This window comes from Prosthecobacter sp., from assembly GCF_049294395.1.
GTDB lineage: Bacteria > Verrucomicrobiota > Verrucomicrobiia > Verrucomicrobiales > Verrucomicrobiaceae > Prosthecobacter.
Map to the genome: position 1 here is coordinate 69,963 of NZ_JBAQCR010000411.1, position 11,872 is coordinate 81,834.

At 60.4% G+C, this 11,872-nt stretch carries 7 protein-coding genes; 1 reads left to right on the plus strand and 6 read right to left on the minus strand.

Going from position 1 to position 11,872, the window contains the following annotated elements; translation table 11 throughout:
• Nucleotides 1–174: 174 nt before the first annotated feature.
• The 6 genes from WAW39_RS28390 to WAW39_RS28415 form a co-directional block, all read right to left on the minus strand.
• The gene (locus WAW39_RS28390; RefSeq protein WP_422322813.1) at nucleotides 175–1,473 is read right to left on the minus strand and encodes a DUF1552 domain-containing protein; all 1,299 of its coding nucleotides are present in this window, start codon (nucleotides 1,471–1,473) and stop codon (nucleotides 175–177) included.
• On the minus strand, nucleotides 1,470–3,974 hold the full coding sequence (locus WAW39_RS28395) for a DUF1592 domain-containing protein (protein ID WP_422322815.1): 2,505 nt from the start codon (nucleotides 3,972–3,974) through the stop codon (nucleotides 1,470–1,472). Before WAW39_RS28395 ends, WAW39_RS28390 begins: the two co-directional genes overlap by 4 nt.
• Nucleotides 3,971–4,954, minus strand: coding sequence for a hypothetical protein (locus WAW39_RS28400; RefSeq protein ID WP_422322817.1), 984 nt, complete (start codon nucleotides 4,952–4,954; stop codon nucleotides 3,971–3,973). The genes WAW39_RS28395 and WAW39_RS28400 overlap by 4 nt, the downstream gene beginning before the upstream one ends.
• Nucleotides 4,951–5,787 (minus strand): IclR family transcriptional regulator, encoded by an 837-nt coding sequence (locus WAW39_RS28405; protein ID WP_422322818.1) that lies wholly within the window; start codon nucleotides 5,785–5,787, stop codon nucleotides 4,951–4,953. The genes WAW39_RS28400 and WAW39_RS28405 overlap by 4 nt, the downstream gene beginning before the upstream one ends.
• A gap of 805 nt (nucleotides 5,788–6,592) precedes the next feature.
• On the minus strand, nucleotides 6,593–8,743 hold the full coding sequence (locus WAW39_RS28410) for a hypothetical protein (RefSeq protein ID WP_422322820.1): 2,151 nt from the start codon (nucleotides 8,741–8,743) through the stop codon (nucleotides 6,593–6,595).
• A gap of 637 nt (nucleotides 8,744–9,380) precedes the next feature.
• Entirely contained in the window at nucleotides 9,381–10,766 is a 1,386-nt protein-coding gene (locus WAW39_RS28415; protein WP_422322822.1) for an alkaline phosphatase family protein, read from the minus strand.
• 79 nt (nucleotides 10,767–10,845) lie between these two features.
• Here WAW39_RS28415 and WAW39_RS28420 point away from each other — a divergent pair, with 79 nt between their 5' ends.
• Nucleotides 10,846–11,604 (plus strand): glycerophosphodiester phosphodiesterase, encoded by a 759-nt coding sequence (locus WAW39_RS28420; RefSeq protein ID WP_422322824.1) that lies wholly within the window; start codon nucleotides 10,846–10,848, stop codon nucleotides 11,602–11,604.
• Nucleotides 11,605–11,872: the final 268 nt, after the last annotated feature.

Below are 11,872 nucleotides of genomic sequence, written 5' to 3' on the forward strand. Positions count from 1 at the left end.
TTTTGAATTTTTTAGTGAGGGGTTAGTCCATGCTAGCGACGCCTGCAGGTCGTCCCCTCACCCCGGCCCTCTCCCCGAAGAAAACATTCGTTGTTGTCGTGGGTCAGGGGCGGGGCGAGGGAGAACGGCTTTGGCTGCCCTGGACTTATCGGACACGAAACTATTTCAAGTGCTCTAGGTCAGACCAGTGAGCGTGCCGGTGCTGGAGCCGAAGGTGTTGGATTCGACGCCGAGGCGTTGGAGGAGGGTGACGAAGAGGTTGCTGAGGGGGAGGTTGTTGTCGCGTTTGAAGGCGAGGTGCTGACCGTGTTTGAAGCCGCCGCCGGCGAGGAGGATGGGGAGGTTGTAATTGTCGTGGGTGTTGGCGTCGCCCATGTTGCTGCCGAAGAGGACCATGGTGCGGTCAAGGAGACGGGCTTCGTCTTCCTTTTTTGAGGCGAGGGTTTGAATGAGCTTTTTGAAGAGGCGCATTTGTTCGCGATCGGCTTCGGCGAGCTGGCGTACTTTTTCTTCGGACTGGCCGTGATGGCTGAGGCCGTGATAGCCTTCGGTGGTGTTGTCAGCGCCGGGGAGATGGAAGGCGGGTGTGGCGAAGGCATCGACCATGAGGGTGACGATGCGGGTGGAGTCGGACTCGAAGGCGAGCTGGGCCATGGAGAGCATGAGGTCGAGCTTTTCGAAGATGAGTTTTTTGTCCTGGATGTCCTGGGGCTCGGGCTGGGTGGCGACGGGCTTGGGTTTGAGCTCCCATTCGCGGGCGGTGAGGAGGCGTTCTTCGACTTCGCGGACGGAGGTGAGGTATTGATCCAGGCGTGCACGGTCGGTGCTGCCGAGGTCGCGGCTGAGGCGCTTGGTTTGATCCATGAGCGTGTCGAGGATGCTGCCGCGTTCGTCGAGTTGCTGGAGTTGTTTTTTCACGGCGGCGGGATCGCCCTGAACGAACATGCGGCGGAATAAGGCAGGTGCGCTGTCTTCTGCGGGAAGGAGGACGCCGTCGCGGGTCCAGGAGAGGCTGCGGTTGGCTTTGTCGATGTTGACGCCGAGGTTCAGAGTTGGATAGCGGGTCTGCTGGCCGAGTTTTTCGGCGATGTATTGGTCGAGGGAGATTTGATTGCGGAAGCCGCTCTTGGTGGGACCGCGTGCGGCGGTAAGGAAGCAGTTTTCGGCGCTGTGACCGCCGTTGACGTCGGGGTGGGACATGCCGCTGAAGAGGGTGAACTCGTTTTTCACCTCGCTAAGTCCAGACAGAGTCGGAGAGAGTTCGTAGTCGCGTCCGGCATTCTTCGGGAAGAAGGGTTTGGGGAGGAAGCCGAGGTTGTTCGAGATGATCAGCAGTCGTTGCGGAGCTTTCACCTGTGCAGCCTTGCCAAAGACCGGCCGCAGACATTCAAGCATTGGCAGTGCAAGCGTCACTCCGGCGCTGCGAAGGAAGCGACGACGGGAGAAGGAGTTGGCGAGGTAAGGAGCGTTCATTTCGATTGTCCGAGGAAGATGGAGCTTTGGACCAGCGCGAACAGCAGATCGCGCACGCGATAACCATTCTTGGCGCAGGTGTTGAGGAGGGATTCGATTTCGGGGCGGTCGGAGAAGCGGACGGGGGTGCCGGTGGCGTAGATGGTGAACTGGTGGAGGAGGTTGCGGGCGAGCTGGCGGGGGTCGGCAGCGATGAGGGATTTGAGGTCGTTGATGTTATTGAAGGTGCGGCCGTCGAGGAGTTTGCCAGCGGAGTCCACGGGGGTGGCGACGGTGTAGCTGAAGCTGTGGCCGGCGCGGTCGATGCCAGTGATGCGTTCTCCTTCTTCAAGGCCGCGATAGTGGGTGCGCCAGCCGCCGAGGATGTCGAAGTTTTCGAGGGCGAGACCGACGGGATCGAAGCGGGCGTGGCAGGCGGCGCAGGATTTGGATTTGGTGTGGAGGGCGAGGAGGTCGCGGATGGTTTTGGCACCGCGGATGTCGGGCTCGACGGCGGGCACGCTGGCGGGTGGTGGCGGTGGTGGCTGGCCGATGAGGCGCTCCATGACCCAGGCGCCGCGAACGACGGGTGAGGTGGTGGTGCCGTTGGCGCTGACTTTTAAAACGGCGGCCTGAGTGAGGAGGCCGCCGAGGGGGCTGTCCTTGGGCAAGGTGACCTTGCGCATGGCGGAGCCAGTGAGTGGTGGAAGCTGGTAGTGTTTGGCGAGGCGGTCGTTGGCGAAGACGAAGTCTGTTTTTACCAGCACAGTGGCGGGGAAATTTTCACGAATCATCGCGGTGAAGAAGGTGCGGGTCTCGCGCTCCATGCTTTCGACGAGGTATTCGTCGAAGCGGTACTCGGGGAAGAGGCGGATGTCGGGATCGTCGCGGCGGACGTGGCGGAGGTTGAGCCAGCAGTCGGTGAAGTTTTTGACGAAGCGGTCAAAGCCTGCGCTGGCGATGAGGCGTTCGGTTTCTGTGCGGAGCACCTGGGGATCGCGCAGCTTTTTGTTTTGCGCGAGGTCCATGAGTTTTGCGTCGGGACGTGAGTTGGTGAGGAAGTGGGAGAGGCGGGAGGCGATGGCGAAGTGATCATCTGCCTTGATGGGTTCGCGCACGTAGATGAAGTCGCCGGAGGCGAGGAAGGCTTTGTAGCCTGCGAGCATGGCCTCAGCGAATGGGGCGTTTTTTGCGAGCTGGGTCTGGATGAGAGAGTCGAAGAGTTTCAGATCTTCTTCGGGCACGGGCTCGCGTGCGGCGAGTTTGACGAAGCGGCGCAGGAGGCGTTTTGCTTCTTGTTGGGGGTCCTTGGGTTTGGGCTCCACGCCGAGGTCGTCAAAGAGGACGCGGTGGGAGGGCGGAGGCCAGGTTTGGGATTCGATGGGGCCTTCGATTTCGAGCCATTGAACGGCGAGGCCGGGCTGGCCGCCTTCGGGGAAAGGTGGATAGCGGTAGGTGGGGGCGGAGCCGTTGGGGTTCATGGCCAGCGGCATGGGCTGGCCAAGGAGGCTGTACTCGATGGCCTCACCTTTGCGGAGCCGGACGGTGGTTTCGTAAACGCGCTTCTCGGGCTGGATGTCGATGATGCCGCCGGAGTCGTGGACTTCGTTGATGATGTCCACGCCCGCAGGCTTGCGGGTGCGGAAGGTCATGGGTAGTGGCTGCGTGGCCGGGGTGATCACGTAGCCGGGCTGCTGGAGTACGGCGCGGGCGGAGAAGCGCACCTTGTAGTTGCCAGTGCGTTTGGCAGTGAAGTGTTTGGGGGTGCCGAGGTAGGGCCAGCTGGCGGAACGGAACAGGGCCATCTCGATGGTTTCGTCTTTGGCGCTGTCTTTTTCGGTGGGGCCGCCCTTGTCTTTGCCTTTGAACTCCATGGCCTTGTTGTCGCGAGTGAAGAACATGGCCTCGCGATTGCCGAAGGTGCCGGTGCCGGGGAAGAGATCGGTGCCGACGGCGCGATATTTGATTACCGGTGGTGGGGCTGCTTCGGTGGTCATGGCAGCGTGCAGTGCGGCCTCTGCGGCGTCCAGGTAGGCGACGAGTTGGACGCGTGACATGTCGAGCATGTCAGTGGTTTTATTGAAGCGATGGCCTTCGCGGTCTTCGGGGAGGATGTCGCGGATGTCGAGGTCGGGGAGTTGGAGGAGATCGCGCAGGTTTTGTTCGTACTCGTCGCGGTTCAGGCGGCGGAGCGGGCCGCGACCATGGGCGAGGATGTCGGCGTGGTCGGCGGCGGTGATGGAGGAGGAGAGGGATTTGACGAGTTCGGCGCGGTCTGCCTGCGGAAGGTCCTCTGCTTTGGGTGGCATCTCGCCTTTTTCGACGCGGTCGTAGATGCGGATCCAGCGGTCGCGGGTGGCGGGAGTGGTGAGATCAAAGGGGAGTGCGGTGAGATCGAGGCTGCCTTTGGAGTTGTCCTTGTCGTGGCATTCGAGGCAGCTTTTTTCGATCTGAGTGGGGGCTGATTGAGGCCATGCCGCAGAGAGCGGGAAAAGGCAGAGGATGAGGAGAGGGCGGCTCATCGGTTCACCTCCAGGCATTGGTTCGCACGGTCGGTGTCATAGGCATGTACATGAGTGATGCGCATCTCCTCCAGCTTGGTGCGGGGATCGACGGCGCCTTCGATCTGATCTACCAACTGGTCGCGAGTGAAGCGCCAGATGACTTTGCCATCGGTACTGATTTCGGCGAGCAGGTCGCGGCCTTCGTCTGGCTGCTGAAGATGATAATCACCACAGGCGATGAGGACATGGCCATTGCTCAACTGCGACATGCCGAGGAGGTAGCGGCAGGAGAGACCGAGGTCCTCGCGGGTCCAGCATTGCTGAGCTTTGCCGGATGCATCGAGATGCAGCAACTGGCAGCCGGTGGAGGTGGAAACGAACAGAGAGCCATCCCCTGATTGCAGCATAGCAAAGGCCTTCTTCGTGGTGGGCGTGTGCTTGAGCAGCGGCTCCAGCGGGATGGTCTGCTGAATCTTGCCTGTATGCATCTGCACCTTGAGCAGGGTTTTGCGAGCGTACTGGGCGACCCAAAAGGAGTCCTCACCCCGGACGGGGCGGATCATTCGATAGCGGAAGTGAAGCGGATCGGCGGCGAGATCTGGCAGGGGCGTTTCGCTGATGACGGATCCACTGCGGTCCACCACACGGATCTGGCACGCACCGCTGTCCATGAGAGCGAACTTCGATCCGCCATCGAGAACGGCACAACTGCTGGCCTCGGTGCCGCTGGCCCCTGCGCGGGCGGGGTGGTCCAGCAAGAGCTTGTGGGCTGAGTTGAACACCGCAAGGCCGCCACGATGGGCGTAGGCGATGCCGCCATCAGGCAGGCGCCAGGCATCGTAGATGCCGATGTGGCGCGGGTGCTTCAGAACGTCGGTCACTTTGCCAGCGCGGTTGATCTCGATGACCTGGTTATCTGCGGCGAGCAGGAAACGCTCTTCGGCGTGCAAGGATGCGAGCAGGCAGGCGAGCGTGAGGATGAAGGGCGTGAGTTTCATCGGGCGACTGCGCGGGGATTTAAGGCTGCGGTGGCCATGTGGCCGGCCTGCTTCACCACAGGGGCGAGCTTGAGCATGCGCTCTTCGCTGAGGCGCTGGCTGGGGCCGGTGATCCAGAGACTGGCGATGGCGTGGCCTTCGGCATCGAAGATGGGAGCGGCGAGACAGTGGTGGCCTTCGAGGTGTTCGCCGATGTCGGTGGCAAAGCCGTTGATGCGGACTTGGTCGAGGCACTGGAGGAAATCTTTGCGATTTGAAATGGTCCAGGGTTGGAAGCGTTCGAACTTCATGCCGGAGATGATCTCGTCGCGCTCGGGTTCGGGTGTGAAGGCGAGCATCGCCTTGCCGGGGCCGCTGGTGTGGAGGGGGAAGCGGGTGCCGCGTTCGACGTAGAACTTGATCATGGCGCGGCCGATGACGCGCTCGAGCACGATGCCTTCGGAGCCGCTGAGGATGCCGAGGTGGGCGGCTTCGCCGGTTTGATCGCTGAGCCAGCGCATGGCGGGAAGCGCGGCCTCGGTGAGGGGGACGTCATCGACGACGGGCTGGCAGAGTTTGAGCATGGCGGAGCCGACGCTGAAGCGTTTTTCGGCATCGCGCACGAGGTAGCCGTGGGAGACGAGAGACTGGGTGACGCGGTAGACGAAGTTGACGGAGAGTTTTAGCTCTGCGGCGATTTCGGAGAGCGTGAGGCCGTGGGGGTGTCCGCCGAAGCATTGGAGCACGGCCAGGGCGCGGTCGAGACTGGGGGTGCTGAAGCCGGAGTCGTGGACGGGAGCCTTGGGTTTTGGCTTTGTCCTTGGCTGGCGGCGGGGTGAGCGGGTGGCGGGCATTTTCTATATGCTGAAGTGGTTGCACGGGTAGAAACGGCGTGGCGGAGATGTTTCTTGCGGGCGGTGCGGGGGATGACGGAGGAGGCTACAAGTCGGGGTGTTTGAATCTGTCAGGGGGATGGGGGTGGGACGCGCACAAGGATGTATCTAAAATGCACCTGGGGATGGGTGGGGGAGAGCGGGTTGTGGGCAAAATGGGACGTTTGATTTTTAGCAAGGGAATGGAGAGCAACGTGAATGGGCGGAGGTCTTGATTTGATTGAGGTGGGGAGAGGGTGGATGGGCGAAAAGGAAGCGCTGTTTTTCGGCAGAGGAATGTGTTGGCAAAGGAATGGGCGATGGGTGATTTGATTGCGATATGGAGGGGCGGTGATGGGGATTTGTGCTGGTTTTTGGCGGGGTGTGTGGCGAAGTGGGGCGGCAGGGACGTGCGGCCGGAGCCGATGTGGACATCGGCGCTCCCAGCAATGAGATCACCCCCTGGAGAAGGAGAACGCTTCTCGCATACCTCCCGGCATGCGGCCTGGGTGGGAATGACGTCATGGGTCTGGTCCGGTGGTTCTCGCTCGCAAAGCCTCGCTTCACCACCGGCTACGTTCCATTCTCCCTCCGGGAGACCATGCCTTTTGCGTTTCATCCGCGCCGCCTTTACGCTCCAGAATCAGTCTGCTTGCGACGCTCAAGCCCAGCCTCACGTGCTTCAAAATCGCGACCTGCTGCGGAATAAATTCCGCGCTCCAAGAGGCGTTCGGTTTGAAATGCTTCATTACCCGAAGGTTACCCTTAACCGTGCTATGAAAGACGGTCATTTTTTGCGGCTGATCGCTTCGGCCCATTTTTTGCGGGCGGCTTCGGGAAGGGAGGTGCGGACTTTTTCCACTTCGGCCTTGGTCTCGGCGTCTCCCAGGAGGGCGAGGCAAAGCGCAGCGGCGGCGGTGTCGGACGTTTCATAAGGCAGGCTGATGTTGTTGGGATATAAAGTCATCTGACCACCGGGCTCGAAGATTTGATCTTTTTCCAACTCGCGGGGCTGGGTGCCCTGGCGCATGACCTGGCGGAGCAGTGACACAGCCTCAGGTGTGCCTGTGTCACGCAACACGGCAAGGGTGCGCCAGCGGTTGCTCTGGCGCGGATGGGTTAGAGCGAAGCGGGCGAGCTTTGTCAAAGCGGCACCATCCTGCTTGATGAGGTCCGTGTGGTTTAGACCAAACACCCAGCGTGCGGCGCCCATGCTTTCCTCCGAGGGAATGGACGCAGCCAAGATCACTGCCTGCAGAGTCTCTTTGGGAATGCCTGGCAGCCAAGTCTCCTGTAGCGTGCCGTCCATGCCGGTGGAAAGCGCCCAGGTGCTGTCCTCGCAGCCGAAGAGGCGCAAATACAATGAGGCGCGCGATTTTACATCTGGCACATGCTTTTCAAACGCGGCCGTAGCCTGATCGAGCGACTCCGCTGTGGAAAGACCCTCACTGACAGCGGCGGGAAGGAGGCTGCTGATGCGGCTGTCTCTGCGGCGCTGCGCGGCCGCCTGCCTCCTGCCTTCGAAAAGCTCTTCCCGTGACCCGGTGTAGTTGTTTTTGGCGAGCCACTCCACCAGATAGGTGGAGCTCTGCTCCTTGAGAATGCCGTCTCCGGGCCACGTGCCGTCCGCCCAACGGATGGACTGACCATGATGAAAGGCCACCATGGCCACCTGCTTGTCCCCCTGATAAAATTCAAAGGTGGGATTTCCGCAGCACATGCAATGCCCGCCACTGGAGTCTTCATTGATGGTGAAATGTTCTGCGAGCTCTGCAATGACTGCGGCATCGCGGCTTTCAACGATGACTTTTTCTCTTTCGGCCCGGCGATGGCAAACGCCGCCGGTGCGAACTAGGATGCGGTCTGCCTTGGCGAGTTGCGCGGAAAGCTGCGCGTTCATGCTGCGGCTGATCACGGCCTGGGGATTTGCGCGGGCCAGTGCATCAATGTCCTCCGTGGGCGCATTGCTGAGCAGCAAAGAAACACGGGTCAGCGCTGGCATGGGTGTGGAAGGCAGGGATTTCACCGGAGTGCTTTGCACGTGGATCTCGCGCAGCTTCTGAAGGCCGGACAATGCCGCGAGGTCCAGCGCCACGGGATCTCCATCAGAGGCGGAACGGACATGGCTGGCGTAGAGCGTGCGCAGATTCGTCAACTGGGCGATCCAGCGACCATCTCCGAGGAAGGAGCAGTGGTTGGCGGCGAGAGTTTTCAGTTTGTCAAAACTGCCCAGCACCTCCAGGTGGGAAGGCTCGTGTGCCCACGGCAGGCTCAGATATTCCAAAGGCATGCCTCTGAGCACCTCGAAGTCGAACTTCCCGGGCATGGTGTCTTTGAGCTCCAGAAGCCGCAAGTGCTGCAAGCGACGAAACCCGCTCATGTCCTTACAGCTCCAGCCTCCGCCGGAATGAAGAATGAGGGTGCGGACTCCTTTTGGCAGCGGGGGAAGGCAATCATGAAGTGCCCAGGCTTGCACGCGAATGCACACGTGCTCGAGATCGAGTTTTTCGAGTTGTTTGGCCACGTCTTTCGACCAGACGTCGATGGATACACCTCGCAGCGACTTCAGGGCAGCGTCACTCATGCCAGACAGAGGATTGATGATCAGGGGATTCCCATTGTATCGCTTCTCCTCGGGAAGCGACTCATCATATTTTCCGTTCACTTCACAGGCCACGACCACGGAACGACCATCGCCGAAGATGCGGTGAACAAGGCCGTCCTTCACTTCGAACCGATAAATGCCGGGCTCGTCGAGGCAGAGCGGGATGTCACGGATGAAGATCACATCTCCAGCCGAAAGAGCGGCGCTGTCCACCTGCAGCCAGTAGGGATCCTCAGGCTTGCCATCGAGCAGGAAGGTGTAGCCGTCCACGGTCTGGGCTCTGACTTGTGATAGGAGAGAGAGGCAGCCAATGATGAGTGGAATGAGTCTCATAAAATAAATAACCATCCTAGCAGAAGGGCGTGGCGAATGTCGAACCTGACTTGCTGAGGAATTCGGTGGATTTCGCGAGACGGAGGCTGGCGCAGATCATGGAGCATACCGACCTCTGAGTCAGTTCTCTGCGTGCACGAACTGCCCAGAAACCGCACTCGGAGAGTGCGGACCAGTTTGCTGCCGCCCTCGCGACGACGTGTGGACATTTTTCACCGCTGGGTATTATGTGGTATTATCCTGCATTGCATCGAGCGTGCGCAAACTCTCGGGTGAGCGATGGGAAGAAGAATGCTTCTCGCATACCTCCGGCATGCGCACCTGGATGGGAATAACGTCGTGGGTCTGGTCCGGTGGTTCCCGCTCGCCAAGGCTCGCTTCACCACCGGCTACCTTCCTTGCTCCCTCCGGGAGCAAATGCCCTTCGCGTTTCATCCGCGCCGCATTCACGTTCCAGAACCGGCCTGCTTGCGATGCTTAAAGCCCAGCTTCACGCGCCTCAAAATTGCGGCCTGCTGCGGACTAAAGTCCGCGCTCCTAAAGCCTTTTGCCTCCGGTGCAGAATGCCGAGATGCATGCGCTTCCCTGAGTGAGCTTCAGTCCATTAGTGTCGATCTCTGCTGCGATGAGCAGTGAATTATTTTTTGTCGGAGGAAATCAGGATTTCGTCGAGGACGCGGCCGTCGGGATTGGGGAGCTTGAGGGCCAGGAGTTGGGCGATGGTGGGGGCGACGTCGAGGTTGGCCATGCGGTCGAGGATGATGCCTTTTTTGATGCCGCGACCGCTGGCGATGAAGATGCCATCGAGTTCGGGGTCGCCGTTGAAGTAGCCGTGGGTGCCGGCGTAGTTGACGGATGGGGTGACGGTGGCGTCTCCGCCGGCGTCGTTTTTGAAGGCGTAGCCGGGTTTGGGGTAGAGAACGAGATCTCCCATGCCCTGGTTTTCTTCGGGGGTGGGCATGCCGAGGGTGTGGCCGTCTTTGCCATCGATGACGCGGTCCACGCCTTCGACTTTTGAGAACATTTCTTTGAGCTGTGGGAGGAGCTCGGCTTTGCGGGCGGGATTGGTGATGTAGACGAAGGCCATGCCGCCCTGGGTCATGGAGTAGGCGTCGCAGGTGCTGATGGTGGGGCCGAGACCCTGAGCGAGTCCGGCTTTTTTCAGCTCGACGTTGGGGAGGATGATCTTGGTGACTTTCTTGAAGCCGTGATCGGTGGCGATGATGAAGGTGGTGCTGTCGCGCAGGCCGCTGTCTTCGACGGCTTTGACGAGATCGCCGACGAGACGATCTGCATAAGCGAGGGCGGTGGCGCTGGCCATGGAGCCGGGGCCGTAGGTGTGATGGGTGGAGTCGGTGTTGAGGGTGTGATAGAGCAGCAGATTGGGCTTGTGCGTTTTGAAGATGTGGATGGCGGCCTTGGTCCACATGTTGTCGAGGAAGGTGACGCTTTTGCGCTGGGGACCGAGCTGCATCCAGGTGATGTGCTCGGGCTTGATCTCGCCGGCGGCGATCATTTCTTTTTCGACTTTGCCTTCGGCTTCGGGAAGCTCGGCGAAGCTCCAGTCGATGGTCTTGGCTTTGGTGACGGCGACCCAGTCTGACTCGGCGGTGGTGAGGCCGGCGTCGTGAGCGATGTCGTAAAGGGTGGGCGCGGAGACGAGCCTGGTTTTGTCGGCCCACTGCTCGATCTTGGGCGGCTTGTTGTCGCCCTGGCGGACGAGGAGGCCGTTGAAGAGGACGCCGTGCTTGCGGGGCTCCACGCCGGTGACGAGGGTGGTGTGATTGATCCAGGTGATGGAGGGATTGCTGACCGTCATGGCCTTGGTGCTGGCACCTTCGGCGGCGAGCTTGCGCAGATTGGGGATCTGCAGGGATTCATCATTCCAGAGCCATGCGGGAAAGCCATCGAGGCTGATGAGGATGACGTGCTGGTCCTTGGGGTTGGTCGAAGGCGACTTGGAGCAGGAGGTCAGTGTGCGAACAATGATGATGCTGAGGACAAGCAGGAAACAAAATTTCATTTGGAGCGAAGGGTTACGAGTGCTTGCGTCGTTTGCTTTCTCCCTCATGAAGCTTGCTGCATTTTTTCTCCTCACCGCCATGTCCGTCCACGCTGTTGAAATCGTTGCTCACCGTGGTTTTTCCGCGCGTGCGCCGGAGAACACGCTGGCGGCTTTTGAACTCGGCTGGAAGAATCAGACGGATGCGTGCGAGCTGGATGTGTACCTGACGGCGGATGGCAAGACGGCGGTGATTCATGACAAGGACACGAAGCGCACGGCGGGTGTGAACCTGGATGTGGCGAAGTCCAAGCAGGCGGAACTGACCGCCATCGATGTCGGCTCGTGGAAGGGCAAGGAGTGGGCGAGTGAGAAGATCCCGACGCTGGAGCAGGCGCTGGCGACGATGCCGAAGGGGAAGCAGCGGTTCTTTATCGAGGTGAAATGCGGCGCGGAGATCGTGCCGGAGCTGAAGCGTATTTTGGAACCGATGAAGGAGCGGGCGGGGCAGCTGGCGATCATTGCGTTCAAGCGGGATGCAGCGGCGGAATCGAAGAAGGCGATGCCGTGGATTAAAGTTTACCGTCTGGCGGCTGGGAAGACGAAGGATAAGAAGCCGACGGATCTGAAGCAGCTCATCGCGGATACGAAGGCGGACAAGCTGGACGGGCTGGATCTGGGCACGGCTGATTTTCCGTGGGATGAGGCGATGGTGAAGCAGGTACGTGATGCGGGCTTTGGGCTGTATGTGTGGACGGTGAACAAGCCGGCGGATGTGGAGCGGTTTGCGAAGCTGGGGGTGGATGGGATCACGACGGATGATCCGGTGATGGTGAGGGAGACGCTGGGGAAGAAGTGAGCGTTACGGAGCGGGGATGAAGGGCGCTCAGGCAAGGGAGGCGTCTGGCACGTGTTGGCGGTCTGGAGGATTGTAAACTGGGAACTGAAAACTGAGAATTGTAAATTGGCCGGAGGCGTGCAGCGGGGCTTTTTGCAGGCGCTGCTGGTGGGCGTGAGATGTGGCGGAGTGAGGTGGACCCCGTTCTTCGGCCAGGATTGCGTGAAGTTAAGCTATGATGCTCACGGCTGGGAGTGGTGATGGTTCGTGTCTCTGGGATCGCTTAGCA

Coding starts and splice junctions, on each gene's coding strand:
- WAW39_RS28390 (WP_422322813.1), bottom strand. CDS start 1,473: ATGAACGCTCCTTACCTCGCCAACTCCTTCTCCCGTCGTCGCTTCCTT.
- WAW39_RS28395 (WP_422322815.1), bottom strand. CDS start 3,974: ATGAGCCGCCCTCTCCTCATCCTCTGCCTTTTCCCGCTCTCTGCGGCA.
- WAW39_RS28400 (WP_422322817.1), bottom strand. CDS start 4,954: ATGAAACTCACGCCCTTCATCCTCACGCTCGCCTGCCTGCTCGCATCC.
- WAW39_RS28405 (WP_422322818.1), bottom strand. CDS start 5,787: ATGCCCGCCACCCGCTCACCCCGCCGCCAGCCAAGGACAAAGCCAAAA.
- WAW39_RS28410 (WP_422322820.1), bottom strand. CDS start 8,743: ATGAGACTCATTCCACTCATCATTGGCTGCCTCTCTCTCCTATCACAA.
- WAW39_RS28415 (WP_422322822.1), bottom strand. CDS start 10,766: ATGAAATTTTGTTTCCTGCTTGTCCTCAGCATCATCATTGTTCGCACA.
- WAW39_RS28420 (WP_422322824.1), top strand. CDS start 10,846: ATGTCCGTCCACGCTGTTGAAATCGTTGCTCACCGTGGTTTTTCCGCG.